Consider the following 23036-nt stretch of genomic DNA (forward strand, 5'->3'; position numbering starts at 1 on the left):
AATATGGCAAACCATGGTGACTTTTTTGTATGAATGGAGAGTATTGGCTTGGACTAATTTTACTGATTGACTCCTTCTGCTTATGATAGTATACTTAACTGATATACGAATATATGTTCGGATTACAAGGAGGGGGAAAATAAATGCCATATATGAACTTTAAAGATCTTAATATGTACTACGAAGACATGGGCTGCGGCGAACCGATACTGTTTTTACACAGCCATTTCAGCCGCAGCCTGCTGGCCTTTGGTGCACAGATACAGCCGTTTCAGGGGGAATACCGCTGCCTGTTTCCGGATTTCCGCGGACATGGACGCACGAAATGCGAAAGCCTGGAATGGGATTCCCGCAAGATTGCCGATGATATGGCAGGTTTTTTAGATGCTCTGGAAATTCCGAGTGCCCATCTGTTTGCCTACAGCTTTGGAACCACCGTGGGCATGTATATGGCATCCAAATATCCTGAAAAAGTCCGAAGCCTTATCGCAATCGGGGCCGGGACAGAGCCGAATCCTGAAGGCTCTGAGGATTTCCTGCCCGAAAGTATTATAAAAAGGAATGACACCAGAATGATACGTGACATGACAGCACGGCATTTTGAGGCTCACAGAGGAAACTGGGAGACCTTCATGGAACAGACTGTCCTTGACTGGCGGCAGCATCCAAATCTTACGGAAGAAGAGTGGAACGCATTATCCTGTCCCTTATTCTTCATAAATGGTGACAGTGATCCTTTTGGTTCCTGCAGACAGCTGAAAGAAAAATGCCCGCGTGCAGAAACCTTTGAAGTACCAAATTGCGGACACGGCCCCCATTTTGTTATGGAGCATGCCAAAGAGGTAAATGAAAGGGCGCTTGATTTTCTGCGGGAACTTGGCTCTGGTGTTTGTACAGACTCAACTGCAGGTTGCTAAAACTGCCCAAAATTGAATTTGCCTTCCATTGCCCACACACAGAATAACAGCTAAAATAATAAGCATAAGGAGGGGAAATACGATGATTGATAAAAATGCTGCAGGACACAGGATTGCTTTATTGCGTAAAGAACTTGGGTATTCTCAGTCTCAGTTTGCACAGAAACTGAATGTCAGCGCCCAGGCGGTATCAAAATGGGAGAATGGTCTTGCATTGCCTGATATCGAAATACTGCTTACTATTTCCTGGATCGGCCGGACTTCCATAAACGCCATACTGGAAGGGGATTTATTCACTGGCATTCCCGATGGTATAGATCGGGGAACCGCATTTGCAGGTCAATTTCTTATCTGTCCGCAATGCCGGACTGAACTGAAAATGAATGTTCCCCATAAGCAGGATAAACTAAACTTTACCTGCAAGAATGGACATAAGTATGATTTCGTGGATGGCGTTGTCCATTTTGGAAGCCGGGAAATAGACGGAGAACTCTGGTCTTTATTTCTTCCAAATTACGAACACTATTTGATAGAACAGCACCATCCAGGAAATCCTCGGTATCAGCAGGGTAATCCGACATATAGAGAAGTTATGTGGGAAAAAATAGAAAAACTCCGTCCGCGGACAATTCTTGACATAGCCTGCGGTACCGGAAAGGGCATAAAATACATGATAGAACGCATACATTGGCCGGTAACAATTATCATGACTGATGTAAGCCACAGAATCCTGAAATGGAATCGGGTTTTCTATTCCGACGAATGGAAAAATCCATATGTTGATATGGTCTATCTTGCCTGCGATTGTTCAAAGCTCCCTGTCGCTGATAACAGTATCGATTTGATTTTTTCCAATGGAGGCTTTGAAAGTATGCAGGCCAAAATGGCGGAGGGCTTCCGGGAAGCATACAGGGTTCTCAAGCCTGGTGGACATGCTGTCTATAATATGAGCATAGTCAATGATTATCAAAGCGAAAACTCCCGGAAATGGATCCGCTTAATGAACGGACTTGATGAAAGCTATCACTTAAAGGGCTATAAAAAAATATATGATATCAATGAGTGGCTGAAAGAATGCCATGATTCCGGTTATAAAGAAAGCGGGGCAGTAAAGATTTACGATGAACTTCCGGCACCGGCGGGTGAAGTCTTTCCCTTTGAAAATGAGATACTGCAGTGGATGTCAGAATATGTTATCGAATCCCTGAAATAGTCGCTGACTCTGTTTATGAAGCCGCAAATCACTTTTCATAATACTGCGCCTGAGCGCGCCATAATTCAGCATATTTGCCTTTTACGTCAGCAACCAGGTTGTTATGGCTGCCCCTCTGGATAATCAGACCGTGATCAAAAACGATGATTTCATCGCAGAACCGGCAGGAGGAAAGGCGGTGGCTGATGTAAATAGCGGTTTTTTGCCCTACAATCTCATTGAATTTGCTGTAAACCTCTGCCTCGGCAACCGGGTCGAGAGCAGAGGTTGGCTCGTCGAGAACGATAAAAGGAGCATCTTTATAAAGTGCCCGGGCGAGAGCAATTTTCTGCGCTTCGCCGCCGGAAATTTCCACGCCGTTTTCACTGAAATCCTTATAAAGGCAGGTATCAGTTCCATTTGGCATCTGGGCAAGTCTTTCTCCGAAGCCTGCTTTTTTCAGGCAATATTCCACCCGGGCTTTGTCGTAATCAGCATTTGCTGCAATATTCTGTCCCAGTGAAAATGAAAAAAGCTTAAAGTCCTGAAATACCACTGAAAAGATGCCCATGTATTCCTCATAATTGTACTTCTGGATATCAATGCCATTGAGCAGAATTTTTCCTTCTGTCGGGTCATACAGGCGGCAGAGAAGTTTTATGAAGGTGGTCTTTCCTGAACCGTTCATTCCGACGACGGCAAGCCGTTCTCCAACGCGGAATTTCAGGCTGATATGCCGCAGGGCATAAGCATCGGAACCAGGATATTTGAACGATACGTCACAAAATTCAATTTCATAATCATTATCGTTGCAGTCGCATAATGCACGCTTTTCAATGGGAAGGGTGCCCTGATATTTCTTATTGGGAATATCAAGAAAAGCATACAGTCCCTGCAGATGAGAACAGCACACAGCGTTGTCCGTATACATAAACATTGCTTCCTGCAGCCCCTCACCCAGACGTGTGAGCACGCCCACATACTGAACGATGCTGCCCACACCGAAAGCGCCCATGGCCGCTTTGGCTACCACAAACAGATAGCAGACGGCATTGCTGAGACTGGCAAGGAAACCGCCCCAGGCCTCAGGACAGCACATTTGGTGAATCAGATGATTTTGTTCCCTGTCATGCAGCTGCATTTTCTCAAACGCTCGGTCTGCGGCGTGATTCTGCTCATAAATGCGCACATCTTTAGCATATTCCGGTTTCATGCATAAATCACAGCCAAAAAAGTCAAAGGCTCTGTAGAACGAGACGTTTTCCTTACTCCATTTTTCAAACGCATTATTTTCCTTAACAGCGGCCCGGGAGCTGCACCATCCGCCGAACAGGATACATAGCAGAATGGCAAAAATACAAAACGGGGAATCCAATAAGCCATATCCGGTTTTCCTGGTAAACAAAGTTACTGACATGCAAATTGAAACAATAATATTAACGGCTGTACGGATCAGCCCTTCCGTTCCCCATACCAGCTGCCCAAGACCGTTGCCAAACATAAACAGATTTTCTTCCGCCTTTTTGCGCTGCTGCAGAATTTCTGCATTTTCCAAATCCACATAGTCCATAGACAGTTGTTTGTCAGTGAATACTTTCTGGAAAAAATCCCACATTTGCGCCTGCTTCTCACTGGTAATGCGATCTAACACACTGCGCAGCATTGATATTACAAGATTGCAAAGCAGCACAATACAGACGTAAAAGAACAGCAGATTTACCCGCCGTTGCCCGGTAAGTTCATTAATAATCTGCGCTGAGAACCAGAGGGAGACGAAAGGCTGAAGAGCGGTTATCAGCGCAGACGCTGCTTTGCCGGAGGCAAGGCCCGGACAATACTCCTTTAGAATATCATATCCGCGTACGGTGACAGAAACCCGTTCTCTGAGGGTTGATTTATTCATTCCTCCGCCTCCTTTCCTGCGGGATGTTCTCTGTAATATTTTGCCTGCGTTTCAAACAGTTCGTAATACTTTCCTTTTTGGGAAAGCAGCTGTTCGTGGGTCCCTTCTTCAGCAATACGCCCGCCATCCATTAAAAGAATCCGGCTGCAGAAGCGGGTGGAGGCTAAACGATGTGAAATAAAGACGGTGGAGTGGTTTTCCATCACTTTATGGTAAGTTTCATACAGCCTGCTTTCAGAAATCGGGTCAAGGGCAGCCGTGGGTTCGTCCAGCACCATTTCAGGCGCATTTTTGTAAAGGGCTCTTGCAAGCAATAATTTCTGCAGCTCACCTCCGGAAAATTCAATACCGTCATCCTGGATGCCCCTGCTGTATGTGCTTTTGATTCCATTGGGGAGTTCCTGGATTTTATCCCACAATCCTGCTTGGATCAGGCAATTTTCTGCAGCTTCCGGATCGACTTGCCCGGGTGCGCTCTCGCCTGCAATTTCTTCGATTGTTGCGGGCAGAATTGAAAATTGCTGGAACACTGCCGAAAAAAGCCTGTAATAAGCGGTTCGGTTGTATGCCCGCACATCTGTACCGTCATATAATACCGTACCTGCAGTCGGATCGATCAGGCCGCAGATCAATTTTACAAGCGTGGTTTTGCCTGCCCCATTTAAACCTACTACAGCCAGGTGTTCGGCAGGATTGATTTTAAGGTTAATATCCAGTAAAGTATCGGCTTTGGCGCCAGGATAGCGATAGCAGACATTTTTTAACTCAATGACTTTGGGAAAAGCCAATAATGCGTCGGTTTCAACTCCGCCTTCCCGTTGGAACTGTTCGGGAAAGGAGAGGAAGCTGCGAAAATGGCTGACGGCCATGCTGAGGCGGGAGATATTGGACGCCTGGCCGAGAATGCCGGAAAGCCAGACTGAGAAACCAGTGATCGCACTAAAATAAAGCACAAAATCAGCAACGCTGATCTGACCGCCAAAAACCAGTGCCAACAAATAGGCATATGCCGCGCCTTCCCGGAGTAAGGCTAATCCGTTATCAGCAGCGGATACGCCGAACACCTTTTTCGTGTAACGGTGAAAATATCCGGATAACCCTTTTAAATTCTGTTGATAAACCTGATTCATCCATTTGCTCATGTCGTATATCCGGATATCCTTAGCTGAAGCATAATCTCCGGATATACGGGTAATATACTGGGTTTTCTGCCGATACCCCACTTTTTCCCTGCTGTGGGCCTCCGCCCATTTGAGAATCTGTTTATCCAAAAAGAAACTTACAAGCGTGGTGGCTGCCAGAAAAAGGACAATAAGCAGTTTGAGCCTTGCCAGAATGCCCAGATATACCGTAAATCCAAGGAGATTAGAGAGCATGGAAACGCCTGCATCATATACTTCGGTCATCTCAGAAAAATTCCCATGGCAGTATTCATGGCTCTCGCTCTGCAGCTTGCGGAATTCATCATTTTCCTGATTGCAGTAGTCGGTGGTCAGCCCTTTATCCGCCGCCTTTCGCAGATAATAGGTATTCATTTTGTATTTATGCCAATAGACACATTTCTTCCCGAAGCCCTGCAGACCGTTGATTGCCGCAATACTGATGGTAAAATAAAGTGTTATCATCGCAGTCTCAAGGATACCTTTTCCTTCTGTCACCGCATCAATTACCGCCTTGGGCAGAAAAGTGGAAAGCACCGGCAGAGCCACCCTGGTCAGCATGAGAAGCAGACACCAGAATAAAAGCGGCGGATAACAGATATATGTATTTTTTATGCAGTACAGGATATTCTGGAAAACAGAGTAGTGTTTGTAAATTGCCTGCGCCTGTTTTCCAGAGGACGGTTCATGTTCCATTTTTTCTTTCCTCCTGCCTGTAAGCTTATCATCTGTAAGCTTATCAGAAAAGGCCTGGAATACGTCATTTCTGCACGAATGGCATGATTTACAGCACGAATGGTTATAGCGCCATGCCAGGTTTGTTATGCCGCCGACAGAATTGGTACGGAACAAACGGGAAGCAGCGGAATATACCGCTGCTCCCTGTTTCCCGTTATTACATTGACTGTTTGGCTGTTGTGCAGCTGTCAATCACTCACTGTCATTCAGACTCTGATACAGTGGATTCCTTAAAGCAGCAATACTCAAAATAAATCCAATAATCCCGACAATAAAGAACATAACCGCGATACCGGACCCTTTCCCCGCCCCGAAAAATAATGCCAAGGCATGCTGAATGGCTGATGGCCTGCTCATAAATGGTTCAAAAACATGATCAGCCCAAATACCGCCGAGGAACAGCCCTAAAGGGATTGTGATGTTCTGAAGGGTATCCCTGGCGGAAAAAACACGGCCCTGCATTTCGAGCGGCACATGAACACGCATAACCGTATTCAGGTTAGCCCCCAGAACCGCAACCGGCACATAGGAAACAAAAGCGGAAACTACCCAATAGGGCAATGAAGGGGTCAGGCTCAGCATTACATCTCCCAAAAGAAATGTAAAAATGCAGCTGATAAATATAACCTTTGTTTTGTTTTTCGGCGGCTTTACAAATGTAACAACAACGCTGCCGGCGAGAACGCCAAGCGAAACAGCGGCTTCCGCCATGCCAAGCGCTTTCTGGCGGCCGCCTGTCCTGCCAAGAATGAAGGCGGACATCATGCCGTCATTGCCTGCTTTCGCTAAAAAGTTAACCACAGAAAAAAACAATATAATGCGCAAAAGCGCCCTATGTTCCCGCAGATAATTGATTCCTGACATACAGCTTTTCAGAAAAGGACCCGGCGTTTCTTCCGTATTGTGAATTATATCCGGAATTTTGATAAAAATCAGCAATGTGACAAACGCCACTGCGAAGCTGGCAAGATCAACTGCCAAAACTATCGGCATGCCGCCGAAGGCAAGCAGGGAACTGCCGAGCGCTGGAGCCAGAATTGTAATTACGGAACCGGAAAAGGACTGCAAGCCGCTCACCTTTAAATAATGTTCCTTAGGCACAAGCAGGCTTGTCGCCACATAAGATGCCGGGCTTTGAAACGCGTTCATAAAACTGAGCAGAAAATTGATGACGTATAAATGCCATACCTGCAATGCGGATAACGAATACAATATTAAAACTGTCAGCGTACCGCAGGCGGCCATCAGATCTGCAAGCAGCATAATCCGCTTTTTATTCCAGCGATCTGCAATCGCTCCGGCTATAAAACGGAAAAGTATCGTCGGCAGGAAAGAACATAGCGTCAGGAAGGTTATACTGGAAGCTGTTCCTTCCTGGCTGTAGACCCAGATAATGAGCGCGAAATTGGTCATTGCCGTGCCCAGTTCCGACACGGCCTGTGAACTCCAGAGAATGAAAAAATCCCGGAGCCCTGAATACTTATTTTTTATTTTCATGGCTTTGCTCTCCTTCACAAGTTATATGGAATGTGAATGCAAAGCCTGATTCGGACGTCAGTTTTACGCTACCGCTCCATGCAGTTTCCGTCCGGAATCAGACTCTGCATGGAGCTAAAGCAATGGAAGAAAACATAAAGCACCTCTTCATATAATTTTTATATAAAGTATACCATGGATAAATGTATCTGTCGATTGTTGTTATCTGAATAGTGATCAGCAAAATGGTATTTATCAAAACAGCGTATGGCTGGTTGATGAAAGGTTTCACACTAACCTTACAAAAATGCAACCTTCACTCAGAAAATGTAAGCCCATTCGATGGATTGTTTCCTCTGCCTGTCTTATAATAAGCACGAAACATACAAAAAGCGCACTGGTGTAAGGCAGAATGGAGGAATGAAAAAAATGTCACTGCTGGAAGTAAAGCATTTGAAAAAAGTATATACCACAAGGTTTGGCGGCGCAAAGGTGGAGGCGCTGGCCGATGTGGAGTTTTCCGTAGAGGAAGGGGAATATGTGGCAATCATGGGCGAATCCGGTTCAGGAAAAACCACGCTGCTCAATATCCTTGCCGCACTGGATAAGCCCACCGGAGGCAAGGTTCTGTTAAACGGCCGGGATATGGCGGCGGTGCCGGACAGCCGGATGGCTGCCTACCGCAGGGATAACCTGGGCTTTGTGTTCCAGGATTTCAACCTGCTGGATACCTTTTCTCTGCGGGACAATATTTTCCTGCCCCTGGTTCTTGCCAGAAAGGAATACGGAGAAATGGAAGAGAGACTGAAACCACTGGCGGACAGGCTGGAGATTAAAGAGCTGCTGGATAAGTTCCCCTATGAGGTTTCAGGAGGACAGAAGCAGCGGGCGGCAGTTGCCAGAGCGCTCATTACGCAGCCGCAGATCCTGCTTGCGGACGAACCTACGGGCGCCCTGGATTCCAGGGCAGCGGACAGTCTGCTCCGTATTTTTGAAGACGTGAATAAAAGCGGCCAGACCGTTTTTATGGTGACGCACAGTACACGGGCGGCCAGTCATGCAGGAAGGGTCCTTTTCATCAAAGACGGCGTTATTTTCCATCAGCTGTACCGTGGGAACTGCAGCAATGAGGAGATGTACCAGAAGATATCGGATACCCTGACGGTTCTTGCCACAGGCAGAGGGGAGGACTGACAGATGAATATACCACAGTTTTCTTCCCTGCATAATCTCCTTTTTTATCCCCGTCTGGCAGGAACCAATATGAAAAAGAACAAAAGCATTTATTTTCCCTATCTGTGTGCAGGCAGCTTGATGGCGGGGCTTCTTTATGTCCTGAACTCCGTTGGCATCATGGTGGCGGACAGCGGCATGGAGGGTGGAGATATCATGTATATGCTGGTCAGGATCAGCTTTATGATATGCATTCTTTTCGTGTTTATCATCCTGTTTTATATTAACAGCTTTATCATAAAGCGCCGCAAACGTGAATTCGGCCTGTTCTGTATTTTGGGCATGGAGAAAAAACATCTTGCCTTCGTCCTTTTCTGGGAGGTACTTTTCAGCATGCTTCTGAGCGTATCCGTGGGAATTGCAGGAGGCATGCTTTTCAGTCAGGCAATGTTCCTTCTTCTTCTGAAATTCGTGGGGCTGCCCGGAAAGCTAATCTTCCGGATCCCGCTGAATGCGGTGGCTGAAACCTTCCTGATTTATCTGGTCTGTTTCTTTTTTGTCCTGCTTTATGACATTGTAAGCGTGACAAGAACCAATCCCATAGACCTGCTTAGAAGCAGCCGGGAAGGAGAGAAGGAGCCTAAAACCAGATGGGCTGTCGCACTTGCAGGAGCGGCAGCCCTGGGGATTGGCTATGCGAAGGCCCTTGCCACCCAGACGGCTTCAGATGCGCTGTTTGCCTTTTTTCCTGCGGTGCTTCTCGTCATTATCGGAACCTACTGCCTGTTTCAGGCAGGGAGTATCGCCCTGTTGAAAACGCTTCGAAAAAACAGACGTTTTTATTACAAACCGGAGAATTTTGTTTCTGTTTCCGGGATGATTTACCGGATGAAACAGAACGCCGCGGGACTGGCAAGTATCTGTGTTCTGTCAACAGCCGTACTGGTAACGCTGTCCAGCTGTTTAAGCCTCTATGCCGGAGAGGAGGATATGCTGAAAAACCAGTTTCCCCGGGATGTCAATATGTATGCGGACGTGCCGGACTATTCCCCGCAGGATACTGCCTCGGCCGTACAACTGGCCGTTTCCATCAGGGAAAAGGTAAAGGAACTGGCAGCCTCTGCCGGCTGTACACTGGAAAATCAGATGGATTTTTACCAGATATCCTTTGGCGCTTCCTATGCGGACGGCCAGTTTACCACCGCCTTTAATAATGAGGGAAAAACGAACATGGTCTATGCCATGACGCTGGAGGATTACAACCGTTTATTTGGCAAAAGCCTTTCTCTCGGGGAAAGAGAGGTCTTCTATTATACAACAGGACCGGAAATGAACGGATTTGCGGATATCTGCGGAGAAAAATACAGTCTGGCCGGGCGGCTTTGGGAGTTTGACGTTACAATGTTTATGGGCTTTGCCACGCCTGTGAATCTCAGTATATTTGTTGTCCCAGGCCTGGAAGATCTGAGCAGGCTGGCGGCGGCGAGCAATGCGCAGGCACAGAACGGCAGATTTCCAACCTCTGTGGAATTTAACTGCTTTTTTGATCTGGAAGGGAGCAAGGAAGCCGTCCGACAGCTGGAAAGCAGCATACACGGCGCTGTGCCCGGCGTTTACAGGACTTATGTGCGCAGTGAGCAGAGGGCGGATTTTTATGAGCTGTACGGCAGCATCCTTTTTGTCGGCGTATTTTTCATCGTATTGTTCCTCATTGCCACTGTGCTGATTATCTATTATAAGCAGATTACGGAAGGCTTCGATGACAGGGAACGGTTCCAAATTATGGAAAAGGTGGGGATGAGCGCCGCTGAAGTAAAGAAAACCATCACCCGCCAGGTGCTTCTTGTTTTCTTCCTGCCTCTGGGAATGGCTGTGATACACATTGCGGTGGCATTCCCGCAGCTTTGCAAGATGCTTACGGTATTCAGTATGACCAATATAAAAATGTTCGCTTTATTTACCGTGCTTTCCGTTCTTGTTTTTGCGCTGGCCTATCTGCTTGTTTACCGGCTGACAGCGCGCACATACTTTAAAATTGTCCAGGGTTAGGCGGCAGATGGCTGTCTCTTAGAGCCTTCTTTATAACCGAAGGGGCACAGACGTGTCCCTTCGGTTTTCAGTTATGTTTCTTTCCGGACTGCCCCACAGGAGGCATGTCCTGTGGTCAATTCTTATTTCACAGCAATTTTTATGGCAATTTTCCAAAAGGCTGGTAAATATTACAAGCATCCGTATACCTGAAATGAGTTGTCATGCATACACATTTGTGCTAGCATATCTAACAAGAGTTAGTTGATTGAAACTAATATTGATTGAATTGCCGGTATACCGGATGGCAGGAAAGGAGAGTTATGAAGAAGATGAGAGCAAGACTGCTTTCTGTATGTGTATTTTTGGCTTTTTCGGCGCTGTTGGGAGCATGCGGTTTGAAAGCCGCTGCTCCGGAAACAGAAGCTGCCCGCGTGGAAAGCGGAAAGCAGGAGACCGCAGAAACTGCGGCGGGGAATTCTAAAACAGCCGGGAACGCCACAGCAGCCGGAGATACTATAGCAGCCGGGGATTCCATAACAGCCGGAGAGGCTTCCGCAGATGGTGAAGAGGACCTGACGGAAATGCCGGAGGAAGGAATGCGTACGGTGCAAACAGACAAGGGACCGGTGGAAATTCCCGTTAATCCGCAGGTGATCGTTTCGGATTACTATCTGGGAGAATTCCTGGCTGTGAATGTAAAACCGGTAATAGCATCCCCTTACTCCCTGTCTAATCCGTTCCTGAAAGGCATGGTGGAAGGCATTCAGGAACTGAATACGGTGAGCGCGGAGACCTCCCTGGAAATGATTGTTGCCAAGGAGCCTGATTTGATCGTCACAATTACCGAAGCAGATTATGAAAAATATGCCGCAATCGCACCAACGGTATATATTCAGGATGGCAGCCGCAGTGATGAGGAGCTGTTTTACTACATCGCAGGTCTTGTGGGAAAAGAGAAGGAAGCGGAAGCATATATTGCTGATTTCAGGAAAAGAGCGGAGGCGGCCGGGGAAGAAATCCGGGAAATTGTGGGAAATCGTACCGTTTCTATTGTGGAGGTATGGCCGCAGCAGATCTATACCATGGGCAGTCATTTTGCAAGAGGAGGTTCCATTCTGTATGATATATGGAAACTGAAGGCCCCTTCGGCAGTACAGGCGGAAATGGTAGATGCCGATACCCCTTATAAGGTGGTATCTCTGGAAGCGTTGCCAGAGTATACGGGAGATTTTATCCTGTACGGCGTCCTGGAGGATACGGACAGCTCCTTTGTGGAGGAATCCCGGCTCTGGAACAGTCTTGACGCTGTTAAGGCAGGTCGTGTGCTTGCTTATGAACAGGTCGCTTTTATGCACAGGGATCCGATTACCCTGAATGCCCAGCTGGATATTTTTGTTGACTTTTTCCGTAGCGTTGGTGAAAAGGAATGAGTGCGGGCGGACAAAAAAGGATGACCTTGTTTCTGCTTGCGGTCGGCGCTGCGGTCTTTCTGGCCGCAGCTCTTTCCGTGCTTTATGGAAGCATGGAGATCACTTTCGGGCAGGTGGTAAACGCCGTCATCCGGCCGGATGCTGCGGATCAGCGGCATATCGTAGTCCGGGAACTGCGTATTCCCCGTACGCTGGGCTGTATCCTGGCCGGCGCCGCCTTTTCCGCAGCGGGTTCTCTCATGCAGGGGGTAACTAGGAATCCTCTTGCGGATTCAGGACTGCTGGGCATCAATGCGGGAGCCTCTTTTGCGCTGGCGCTCTGCCTTGCCTTTTTACCCGGACTTGGTTTTACAGGGGTGGTTATCTTTTCCTTTCTGGGCGCGTCGGTTTCCATGCTTGCTGTCTATGGGCTGATGAGCATGAGACATCGTAAGCTGGAGCCTGTAAGGCTGGTACTGGCAGGCAGCGCTGTCAGTATTTTTCTGTCCTCACTCAGTCAGGCGGTCTCCATTTTCTTTCAAATCGGTTATGATCTTACCTTTTGGACCGCCGGCGGTGCGGCAGGCATCCGCTCCCGGCAGCTTCTGCTGGCAGGCCCGGTCATTGTTTCCGGCCTGGTGGCAGCAGTCCTGCTGTCGGGGCGTGTTTCCATGCTCAGCCTGGGAGAGGATGCCGCGAAAGGCCTGGGGCTGGAAGTGGAGCGTTCCCGTTTCCTTTGTCTTCTTACTGTTCTGCTGCTTGCGGGCGGCGCCGTGGCCCTTACCGGGCCGGTTGCCTTCGTAGGTCTGCTGGTTCCCCATGTGGTCCGCTTTTTTACAGGAGCGGATTATCGGGCGGTCATTCCCTGTTCCATGGCGGCGGGCGCTTTCTTTATGCTCACTGCAGATATTATTTCCCGTACCATCAATGCGCCTGCCGAAACGCCCATTGGTCTGATTTTTTCGCTTATCGGGGTGCCGTTTTTCATCTGGATCGCAAGAAAGGAGGACAAAGGCTTTGACTGACTCCCGGAAAAAAATGCGTGCCTGCATCGTGCTTGCCATATTGGCGGCGCTTCTTATCCTGGGAATCTGGGTGGATATCAATGCAGGCTACAGACATATCAGCCCGGAGGAGATCTGGAATATCCTGTGGGGAAAAGGAGAGAAGGGGGTGCGTTTTACGCTGCTGCAGCTTCGGCTTCCGCGTGTCCTTGCCAGCCTTCTGGCAGGGGCCGGCCTGTCTGTTTCGGGCTGTGTAATTCAGGGTGTTTCCCGGAATGAGATGGCAGAACCTGGCATTCTGGGAATCAATGCAGGGGCCGGACTTTTTGTAGCCGCCTTTATCGTGTTTTTTCCCGGGACAGGCTTAAGCCTTCCCTTAATTCTTCCTCTGCTCGCTTTTGCGGGCTCCCTGGCAGCTGCCCTGTGTGGCTACCGCCTGGCGCTCACCCGCAGGGGCCTGTCCCCGGGAAGGCTTCTCCTTACAGGAATAGCCATGTCCACCGTACTGTCCAGCGTGACCACGATGCTGATGCTGCGGATGTCCGACAGCGAGTATGCCTTCGTGCAGAACTGGCTTGCAGGCAGCCTCTGGGGCGCCGACTGGCCCAATATACGCATCCTTTCCACGGGGCTGCTGATTCTGCTGGTTTTTGTATTTTATAAAAGCAGAACGCTGAATGTGCTGGCTCTGGGGCATCAGACCGCCACAGGCCTGGGCGTGGGTGTTTCCCGGCAGTCGGTGCTTCTTCTGGGCGCTGCCGTCGCCATGTCCAGCCTGTGCTGCGCGGTGGGTGGCGGCTTCAGTTTTGTGGGCCTTGTCTGTCCCCATCTGGCCCGTCGCCTGACAGGCTCCAATTACCGGCTGCTGCTTCCGGCGGCAGCACTTACCGGCGCCGTGCTGATGACCTTTTCGGATATTATATCCCGTACACTTCTGTCGCCGGATGAAATTCCGGTGGGCATTGTGGCGGCGGTCATTGGCGCCCCCTATTTCTTATACCTTTGCATAAAAACCTGAAGGAGGAGATTACTATGGACGCTGTGCTCGCAGGCAGGGAGATCTCTGTGGCCTACCAGCAAAATATGATTATCCCGCCGATGGATGTAAAAATTGAAAAAGAATGCATTACATCCATTATCGGCCCAAACGGCTGCGGAAAATCCACGCTTCTTAAAGCGCTTTCCCGGACGCTTCCCATCCGGTCAGGCCAGGTGCTGCTGGACGGCAGGATGATTGCGCAAATGCCCACGGCCGAGGTGGCAAAGCAGATGGCAATTCTCCCCCAGGGACCTCAGGCTCCTGCGGGGCTGACAGTGGAAGAACTGGTATCCTACGGGAGATATCCCCATCAAAAAGGCTTCGGAAGGCTTGACAGGGAGGACCGGGAAGCCATCCGCTGGGCTCTGCACATCACCCATATGGAGGAACTCGCCGGGAAAAATATTGACGCGCTCTCCGGAGGCCAGCGCCAAAGGGCATGGATAGCCATGGCGCTGGCACAGGACACCCAGGTTATCCTTCTGGACGAGCCCACCACCTATCTGGATATGGCCCATCAGCTTGAGGTGCTCCGGCTCCTTGAAAAGCTGAACCGGCTCCGGAAAAAAACAATTGCGCTCGTCATTCATGACCTGAATCTGGCAGCCCGTTTTTCCCACCGGCTCATTGCCATGCGCTCCGGGAAAATACTTCATGAAGGCACCCCGGAGGAGGTTATGACCCCGCAGGTACTGGAGGAGGTTTTTTCTCTGAAGGCCTGTATCGGACAGGATCCCTGGACCGGAAAGCCGCTTTGTATCACCTATGAGCTGCAGGAAGAGGAAGTGTCATAAGGCGAAGAGCAAAAGAATAAAAGTCTTTCCGCCAACTAAAAAACACTGCGTCCCAAAACGGAGCTGAACTCCGGATGGGATCGCAGTGTTTTTGCTATATTGCTATGCTTCCTGTTCCTTCTGAAGATTCTTCTGCGCAGTGGACAGCATCAGTTTGATCCGGTTCAGCTGATTGACCTCGCTGGCGCCGGGATCATAGTCGATAGCCACCACATTGGATTTTGGATACCGTTTGCGCAGCTCTTTGATAACGCCTTTACCGACCACGTGGTTGGGAAGACAGCCGAAAGGCTGAGTACATACTATGTTATTGGTGCCGGACTTAATCAGTTCCACCATCTCTCCGGTCAGAAACCATCCTTCGCCGGTCTGGTTGCCGATGGAAACAATGGGCTCCGCATAGGAAGCAATATCAGAGATTTTTGCAGGCGCGTGGAAATGCTCCGATTTCTCAAAAGCTTTTGCTGCGGAGGAACGCACCCATTCCATGCCCTTGATTCCAAGCTTTGCCATGAATGCGGATTTTTTGCTGGTTCCCAGATGCTCCGCCTTATAAAGCTGATTGTAGAAGCAGTAGAACATGAAATCCAGCAGATCCGGGACCACAGCCTCCGCGCCCTCTGATTCCAGAAGCTCTACCAGATGGTTATTGGCTGCCGGTGCAAATTTTACGAGAATCTCGCCGACAATGCCTACCTTCGGCTTTTTCTCATCGGTTATGGGAATCGCATCGAAATCCTCCACGATTTCACGGCACATCCTGAAAAAGGTATGGAATCCGGGATGCTTTGCAGTCACAAAGGCTTTGCATTTATCCACCCATTTCCGATGACAGGCATTAACGCTTCCCGCTTCCTTTTCATAAGGACGCATCCGGTATACGCAGCGCATGAAAATATCTCCGAAAACTGCGGCATAGACGGCGCGAAGCAGAATATCCAGATTCAGCTTGAAGCCGGGGTTGCTTTCCAGTCCCGCCATGTTGACGGAAATCACCGGCACCTGCTCCATGCCCGCCCTGGCAAGCGCCCGGCGGATAAAGCCCACATAGTTGGTGGCACGGCAGCCGCCTCCGGTCTGGGACATTACCACAGCCACCTTATTCAGGTCATATTTTCCGGAAAGCAGCGCGTCCATAATCTGTCCCACCACCAGGAGGGATGGATAGCAGGCGTCATTATTTACATATTTCAGGCCGGTGTCAATGGCATGACGGTTATCGTTGGGAAGCACCTCCACATGATATCCGCAGGCATTAAACGCCGCTTCCAGCAGCTCAAAATGAATCGGGGACATCTGCGGGCAAAGGATGGTATAATCCTTACGCATTTCCTCCGTGAAAATTTCCCTGTGCAGGGCGGTGGAGGCGATGGTCCTTTTCTCTTTCTTCTTTTCCTTGGCCTTGATGGCGGACAGCAGGGAACGGACACGGATCCTGGCTGCCCCCAGATTGTTTACCTCATCGATTTTCAGGCAGGTATAAATCTTGCCAGAGCCGGAAAGGATATCGTTTACCTGATCCGTGGTAACGGCATCCAGGCCGCAGCCGAAGGAATTGAGCTGAATCAGGTTCAGATCGTCCCTGGTGCGCACAAAGGCGGCGGCAGCATAAAGCCTGGAATGATACATCCACTGGTCGGAGACGATCAGCGGCCGTTCCGGATGCCCGAGGTGGGAAACGGAATCCTCCGTCAGTACGGCCAGGCCGTAGGAGGTGATCAGTTCAGGAATGCCGTGATTGATTTCCGGATCCAGATGGTAGGGGCGTCCTGCCAGCACAATTCCCTGTGTTCCGGTTTCCTCCAGATAGGAGAGCACCTCTTCCCCTTTTTTCTTGATATCCTCTCTGGAGGCTTCCATCTCCGCCCAGCCCCTGGCCGCGGCGCGGCGTATTTCTTCGGCAGGCAGTTCGCTGAATTCTTTCTCCAGAGCCTGTGTGGCAACCTCCAGATTGCTGAAGGCCATAAAAGGATTACGCAGAACCGCTTCCCCGCGTCCGATTTCATCCACATTATTCTTGATATTTTCAGAATAAGAGGTGACGATAGGGCAGTTGTAATGATTGCTTGCATCCGGCGTTTCATTTCTTTCATAGAAAAGAGCGGGATAAAAGATAAAATCCACACCCTGTTTAATCAGCCAGGACACATGCCCATGAGCCAGCTTTGCAGGATAGCATTCGGACTCGCTGGGGATGGATTCGATGCCCAGCTCGTAAATATTATGGGTGGAGCTGGGAGAGAGCACCACCTGATATTTCAGTTCGGTAAAAAACGTATACCAGAACGGATAATTTTCATACATGTTCAGAACCCGGGGAATACCCACGCGTCCCCGCTGCGCCTTGTCTGCGGAAAGCGGTTCATAGGAGAACAGCCTTTTCAGCTTATACTCAAACAGATTCGGCACCTGGCTGGGATTCTTCGGTTTTCCCAGGCCGCGCTCACAGCGGTTGCCGGATATGTACTGACGTCCGCCGGAAAAACGGTTAATGGTAAGGCGGCAGTGGTTGGTACAGCCCTTACATTTTGCCATGCTGGTTTCAAATTCCAGGGAATTAATCTGATCGATTGTCAGCATGGTGGTCTGGTAGCCCGCGCTGTAATTGTCCCTGGCGATGAGAGCCGCGCCGAACGCGCCCATAATTCCTGCAATATCGGGGCGGATGGCCTCGCAGCCCGCAATTTTTTCAAAACTGCGTAGAACGGCGTCATTATAAAAGGTTCCGCCCTGGACCACGATCTGTTTCCCAAGCTCAGAGGCGTCGGATACCTTGATTACCTTAAACAGGGCGTTTTTGATAACGGAATAGGCAAGGCCTGCGGAAATATCGGAAACCTCGGCTCCCTCCTTCTGCGCCTGCTTTACCTTGGAATTCATGAAAACGGTGCAGCGTGTGCCAAGGTCAATGGGATGTTTGGCAAACAGGGCGGCTTTTGCGAAATCCTGCACGCTGTAGTTCAGGGATTTTGCAAAGGTTTCGATGAAGGAGCCGCAGCCGGAGGAGCAGGCCTCGTTCAGCTGCACGCTGTCAACCGTGCCGTTTTTGATTTTGATACATTTCATATCCTGGCCGCCGATGTCGAGAATACAGTCCACCTGCGGGTCAAAAAAGGCGGCGGCGTGATAATGGGCCACCGTTTCCACCTCCCCGTCATCCAGCAGGAAAGCGGCCTTCATCAGGGCTTCCCCGTATCCGGTGGAGCAGGAACGGACAATCTTCGCCCCTTTGGGAAGCTGCGCATAAATGTCCTGTATGGCGCCTATGGCGGTTTTCAGCGGACTGCCGTTATTATTGCTGTAGAAGGAATAAAGAAGGGCGCCGTCCTCGCCTACAAGCGCCACCTTGGTGGTGGTGCTGCCCGCATCAATCCCCAGATAGCAGTTGCCTGCATAATCCTCCAGCGAAGCCGTCGTTACGCAATGGCTGTCATGGCGGGTGCGGAAGGCTTCGTATTCCTCATCGGAAGAGAAAAGAGGCTCCATACGGGCTACCTCGAATTCCATTTTAATGCCTCCGGACAGCTTCCGGACCATCTCCTCCAGCGTAAAATATACTTCTTCCTTAGCGTTCAGCGCTGATCCAATTGCAGCGAACAGATGGGAATTATCCGTTTTAATGGTATGCTCCTCATCCAGCTTCAGTGTTCGGACAAAGGCGATCTGCAGTTCGGAAAGAAAATGAAGGGGGCCTCCCAGGAAAGCAACATGCCCCCTGATAGGCTTCCCGCAGGCCAGTCCGCTGATGGTCTGATTCACCACCGCCTGGAAAATCGATGCCGAAAGGTCTTCCTTGGTAGCCCCTTCATTAATCAGAGGCTGGATGTCGGACTTGGCAAATACACCGCATCTGGCGGCTATGGTATATAAGGATTTATAGTTTTTGGCGTATTCATTCAGGCCTGCCGCATCCGTCTGAAGCAGGGAAGCCATCTGGTCGATAAAAGAACCGGTGCCGCCGGCGCAGATACCATTCATACGCTGTTCCACATTCCCGTTTTCAAAATAGATGATCTTGGCATCCTCGCCGCCCAACTCAATCGCCACATCGGTCTGCGGCGCAAGCTCCTGAAGCGCTGTGGAAACGGAAATAACCTCCTGAACGAACGGTACTCCGAGATGATTTGCCAGAGTCAGCCCGCCGGAGCCGGTAATCATAGGATGAAGCGTTATATTTCCCAATCTGGACAGACTGTCTTTTAGTAAATCCGACAGTGTCTCCTGAATATTGGCAAAATGCCTTTTATAATCGGAAAAAAGTATATGATGGGCTTCATCCAGGATAGCAATTTTGACAGTTGTGGAACCGATATCGATTCCCAAAGTGTAATGAATAGAATTGCTCATATGTTAAAAATGCCCTTTCTTCGTAACTGTCCAGTTACTTCACAGTTACTGCCAAAATCTGCCATAAACCGCCTGCAGCGATGGATTTTGACACTCATGAATTATTTTCTTACAGTCAGAGCAGTAAATGCACTGACCTGCTGAACAGTTGTCTCTCTACTTATTAAAATGTATTTTAAAACAACATTCTACATTATACGACAGCAAAGACGTAAAAGCAACTGCGGAAGTTGTTAAAAAAATTTTGGCGGTTTCGTAAACCGGGCATTTGCCCCTGCCGCAGCCTTTGGCGTCTGCTTTTGCGTGGTCCCGCGGCGGGGATGTTTTTTCCTGTTCCAGCCAGGCCGGACATTGCGATGAGCCCTGGCAAAAATTATGTCAGGAAAGCCTTCCATAATTTTAGGTCTCATCTCCATGGCCTGAAAAGGAACCGGAAAAAACATCCCCGCCGCGGGACCACGCAAAAGCGGATGCCAAAGGCTGCAGCAGGAGCAGATGCAGGCTTGTGAAATTCTAAAGTTTTTATAACATTTATGAAATTGGAGCTGCATTCGTTTACATTTTCGGGGTGAGATGATAGAATATATTCGCTTGCAGTACGGTTGGTTTTTGTGGGACAGTTGGTTTTTGGGTAAAATCGCACTGTTTAACGGTTTGCCGGAATACTGCGCGGACGCTTGAAAGCAGCTTAAAAAGAATCGCGTAAATCGCAGATAGGAGTTTGATTATGGGAAGCAATTTTTCCAGCAAATTTGAAAGAAAATTCGGGAAGTATGCCATTCCGAACATCTCTTTGTATTTAATTATATGTTATGCGGTAGGTTATCTGATTGCAAGGATAAATCCTCTTTTTTTAAATTATCTGACGCTTGATCCTTTTGAAATTTTTTTCCATGGACAAGTGTGGCGGCTCATAACCTGGATTCTTATTCCACCCAGCTTATCTAATTTCTTTTTTACGGCAATAATGCTGGTATTCTATTATTCTATCGGGACGCAGCTTGAGCGGACCTGGGGAACGTACCGTTATAATTTATATTTGTTTTTAGGTATGTTTTTTACAATTATCGGTAGTTTTCTGCTTTTTATATTTTGCCTTATTGTCGGTATAAGAATTAATTTCGGCGCCTTCAGCACCTATTACATCAATATGTCCATTTTCCTTGCATATGCGGCTACTTTTCCCGATATGCAGGTCCTGCTCATGTTCATTATCCCTATCAAGGTAAAATGGCTGGGCATTGTTTACGGAGCCATGCTTGTATTTGAGTGCCTGACAGGCGGCCTGGTGACCTGGGTGGTAATCGGTTCCTCACTGCTTAACTTTGTGGTATTTTTCCTGACAAGCAGGAACCATATCCATATGTCCCCTAAACAGATGAAACGGAGACATGAATTTAAAAAACAAACCCAGTCGGCGGCAGGAATTACCAAGCATAAATGCGCCATCTGCGGCCGAACGGAAAAGGATGATCCCACGCTGGAATTCCGTTTCTGCTCCAAATGCTTCGGTAATTATGAATATTGCCAGTACCATCTGTATACCCACGAACACGTAAGACCTCCCCATGAGGCCGGAAAATAGGACAGGGGAACTGCCTGCAGCTGCACTGCCAGGTGGGGCCGGGTGCTTGCCGGGTAAGGGCAGCAGCGCAGGCCTGCCCGAAACAAAAAAACAAAGCAGGAGAGACTATTATGAATCAGGAACAGCAGTTTGCAAAAACGCTGGAAGAAATAAAACAGCTCGCAAGACAGCAGGGAAACTGCATCAGTGAAGAACAGGTAAAGGAAGCCTTTGCCCCTTTGGGTTTTGATGACAAGCAGCTGGAGATGGTATACGATTATCTGAAAAACCAGAAAATAGGCATCGGAGAGCCCCTTCCTCTTGAGGATTACCTGTCGGAAGAGGAAATCAATTATCTGGACTCCTATCTGGAAAGCCTCGCGCTCCTGGAGGAGCTTACAGAAGGTGAAAGAGAAGCAGTTACTCTTTCCGCCATGGCAGGAGATATGGATGCCAAGCAGAAACTGATTGAAATCTATCTGCCCCAGGTGGTAGATCTTTCCAAGCTTTATGCCGGACAGGGCGCATTGCTTGAGGATCTCATCGGAGAAGGCAATGTGGCGCTTACCATGGCGGTGGAAATGCTGGAGACCGCATCCAATGCCGCGGAAGCCCAGGGAATGCTGGGAAGCATGATTATGGAAGCCATGGAAAACTATATCACCGTAAACGTCCAGGAAAAAGAAACCGGCAATAAAATGGCGGAAAAGGTGAACCAGGTGGCAGACCAGGCCAAAGAGCTTGCGGAAAGCCTGGGGCGCAAGGTTACCATACAGGAGCTGGCCGACGAAACGGGCATGACCCTGTATGAAATCAAAGAAGCCGTCCAGTTTTCCGGAGACAGCATAGAAGACATTGATACCTCTGGAACCCAGCTGTAACATACACTGTACAATACTGAAATGTCCCACCGGACAGAAGGATACCCTATGGCAGACCAGGATTTTAAATACGTAATACAGGATTTAACCAACGTTTATATCGGAGCCAGATATACCTACGAGGAAATGCTTGAGGATGACAACGTCCCTCACAAGCTGAAGGAGGTCATTGTCCGCATTCTCCTCACCGAGGTAGCCCCCGATACCACCCCGGAAAACCACATTTTCTACATGACTCCCGACAGCGCCTCCTTCAAGGCCTGCAAGAAAATGAAGGCCCGCTTTAAAATGAGCGTATGGCAGCCCGCAGACGGCCGCAAACACAAAAAAGCCGGCTATGTCAACCGGGAATACTCCATCGAAGAAATCGTAGCCAGCAAAGAACTCCACGACAAAAAAGACACCACCATTGTGGAAGAAATGCACATCAGCAAGCTTGGCCTTGGCGCCATCGTCGTATAAGCGTGCATTAACTGAATCAAATACCCCGTTGCAAGCAACGGGGTATCTGACCCTCGCGGCAGTCGCCAAATATCCATGCAAGCTGGCTACTTGGCTCGTTGCTCGCGGGAATAAAAACAATTGTCAACCATATGAAATATCTGGTTGACAATCGCAAAAAATAATGATAGACTTTCACCATAACCGGAAGAAAGTCTATTTCTGCTTTTCCGGAAAACAAGGGAGAAATTCCCAGACAGGGAGAACAAAAAAATGGAAAGAAAATTAACAACAAAAACCATAGTCATCACAGGCATGTTTGCCGCCGTCATAGCGGTGCTTGCCCAGATAGCCATTCCCATGCCTTCAGGCGTCCCCATCACACTCCAGACCTTTGCCATAGCGTTAACAGGCGCGGTCCTTGGAGCCAGGCTCGGAACAGCCGCAACCGGCATATACATACTTCTGGGAGCAGTAGGAGTCCCCGTATTTTCAAACTTCACCGGAGGCCTCGCCATCATTGCCGGAAAAACAGGCGGCTTCATCTGGGGCTTTCTCTTCCTCGCCCTCCTCTGCGGAGCCGGAGCCACACTGAAAAATAAGCCCCTCGGAGTTGCAGCCGGCCTTATCGGCCTCATCGCCTGCCACCTCCTGGGCACCCTCCAGTTCAGCTTCCTCACAGGCATGAACTTCCCCGAGTCAGCCCTCCTGGTATCCGTCCCCTACCTGCCCAAAGACATCCTGTCCCTTATCCTCGCCTACGCCCTCGGACTCCAGATAAGGAAACAACTCCTCCGAGCCGCCATCCTCCCTCCCCAGGCCCCCAAAAAAGCCCCCCTGTAATCTCTTGCGCCACCCCCCTAAATAAAAACTCACCTCAAATTCTTGCCGGAAGCCCACACTTCCGGCTTTTCCTTCCCCATTTTCTCCCTCAGCGGACATTTCTACAGCTCCAAAGCTCCCTTTC

The 23036-nt window shown here is 49.2% G+C and carries 16 protein-coding genes; 12 read left to right on the forward strand and 4 right to left on the reverse strand.

The window, feature by feature from the left end; translation table 11 throughout:
- Positions 1 to 143: 143 nt before the first annotated feature.
- Complete coding sequence (locus tag DXC51_RS16465) at positions 144 to 917, forward strand: alpha/beta fold hydrolase (RefSeq protein ID WP_025490041.1); 774 nt, start codon at positions 144 to 146, stop codon at positions 915 to 917.
- Between the two features lie 82 nt (positions 918 to 999).
- On the forward strand, positions 1000 to 2130 hold the full coding sequence (locus tag DXC51_RS16470) for a methyltransferase domain-containing protein (RefSeq protein WP_049942379.1): 1131 nt from the start codon (positions 1000 to 1002) through the stop codon (positions 2128 to 2130).
- Between the two features lie 28 nt (positions 2131 to 2158).
- Here the strand turns inward: DXC51_RS16470 and DXC51_RS16475 are convergent, their stop codons facing one another.
- The 3 genes from DXC51_RS16475 to DXC51_RS16485 form a co-directional block, all read right to left on the reverse strand.
- Positions 2159 to 4012, reverse strand: a complete 1854-nt coding sequence (locus DXC51_RS16475) for an ABC transporter ATP-binding protein (protein ID WP_025490039.1) — start codon at positions 4010 to 4012, stop codon at positions 2159 to 2161.
- Entirely contained in the window at positions 4009 to 5868 is a 1860-nt protein-coding gene (locus DXC51_RS16480) for an ABC transporter ATP-binding protein (RefSeq protein ID WP_044915495.1), read from the reverse strand. Before DXC51_RS16480 ends, DXC51_RS16475 begins: the two co-directional genes overlap by 4 nt.
- Before the next feature lie 234 nt (positions 5869 to 6102).
- On the reverse strand, positions 6103 to 7407 hold the full coding sequence (locus DXC51_RS16485) for an MFS transporter (RefSeq protein WP_025490037.1): 1305 nt from the start codon (positions 7405 to 7407) through the stop codon (positions 6103 to 6105).
- 408 nt (positions 7408 to 7815) lie between these two features.
- Here DXC51_RS16485 and DXC51_RS16490 point away from each other — a divergent pair, with 408 nt between their 5' ends.
- From DXC51_RS16490 to DXC51_RS16515, 6 genes are all read left to right on the forward strand, one after another.
- On the forward strand, positions 7816 to 8580 hold the full coding sequence (locus DXC51_RS16490; protein WP_035322538.1) for an ABC transporter ATP-binding protein: 765 nt from the start codon (positions 7816 to 7818) through the stop codon (positions 8578 to 8580).
- 3 nt (positions 8581 to 8583) lie between these two features.
- Entirely contained in the window at positions 8584 to 10608 is a 2025-nt protein-coding gene (locus tag DXC51_RS16495; protein ID WP_025490036.1) for an FtsX-like permease family protein, read from the forward strand.
- Positions 10609 to 10910: 302 nt separating this feature from the next.
- Positions 10911 to 12020, forward strand: coding sequence for an ABC transporter substrate-binding protein (locus DXC51_RS16500; protein ID WP_025490035.1), 1110 nt, complete (start codon positions 10911 to 10913; stop codon positions 12018 to 12020).
- A 20-nt stretch (positions 12021 to 12040) separates the two neighbouring features.
- Positions 12041 to 13024, forward strand: a complete 984-nt coding sequence (locus DXC51_RS16505) for a FecCD family ABC transporter permease (RefSeq protein WP_242991443.1) — start codon at positions 12041 to 12043, stop codon at positions 13022 to 13024.
- Positions 13017 to 14021, forward strand: coding sequence for a FecCD family ABC transporter permease (locus DXC51_RS16510; RefSeq protein ID WP_025490034.1), 1005 nt, complete (start codon positions 13017 to 13019; stop codon positions 14019 to 14021). The genes DXC51_RS16505 and DXC51_RS16510 overlap by 8 nt, the downstream gene beginning before the upstream one ends.
- Before the next feature lie 14 nt (positions 14022 to 14035).
- A complete protein-coding gene (locus DXC51_RS16515; RefSeq protein WP_025490033.1) occupies positions 14036 to 14836 on the forward strand; it encodes an ABC transporter ATP-binding protein in 801 nt (266 codons plus the stop codon).
- Between the two features lie 102 nt (positions 14837 to 14938).
- On the opposite strand, the gene DXC51_RS16520 is transcribed toward DXC51_RS16515, so the two are convergent.
- The gene (locus DXC51_RS16520; protein ID WP_021637469.1) at positions 14939 to 19183 is read right to left on the reverse strand and encodes a 2-hydroxyacyl-CoA dehydratase; all 4245 of its coding nucleotides are present in this window, start codon (positions 19181 to 19183) and stop codon (positions 14939 to 14941) included.
- A 727-nt stretch (positions 19184 to 19910) separates the two neighbouring features.
- On the opposite strand from DXC51_RS16520, the gene DXC51_RS16530 reads away from it, so the two are divergent.
- From DXC51_RS16530 to DXC51_RS16545, 4 genes are all read left to right on the forward strand, one after another.
- Positions 19911 to 20768, forward strand: coding sequence for a DUF1751 domain-containing protein (locus DXC51_RS16530; RefSeq protein ID WP_025490032.1), 858 nt, complete (start codon positions 19911 to 19913; stop codon positions 20766 to 20768).
- Positions 20769 to 20878: 110 nt separating this feature from the next.
- Positions 20879 to 21628 (forward strand): sigma-70 domain-containing protein, encoded by a 750-nt coding sequence (locus DXC51_RS16535; RefSeq protein WP_025490031.1) that lies wholly within the window; start codon positions 20879 to 20881, stop codon positions 21626 to 21628.
- A 48-nt stretch (positions 21629 to 21676) separates the two neighbouring features.
- Positions 21677 to 22090: a hypothetical protein gene (locus tag DXC51_RS16540; RefSeq protein WP_021637464.1), complete on the forward strand. Its 414-nt coding sequence runs from the start codon at positions 21677 to 21679 to the stop codon at positions 22088 to 22090.
- 252 nt (positions 22091 to 22342) lie between these two features.
- Positions 22343 to 22912 carry a biotin transporter BioY gene (locus tag DXC51_RS16545; RefSeq protein ID WP_081745442.1) on the forward strand — a complete coding sequence of 190 codons (570 nt, stop codon included), beginning with the start codon at positions 22343 to 22345 and terminating at the stop codon, positions 22910 to 22912.
- Positions 22913 to 23036: the final 124 nt, after the last annotated feature.

The organism is Eisenbergiella massiliensis (assembly GCF_003435485.1).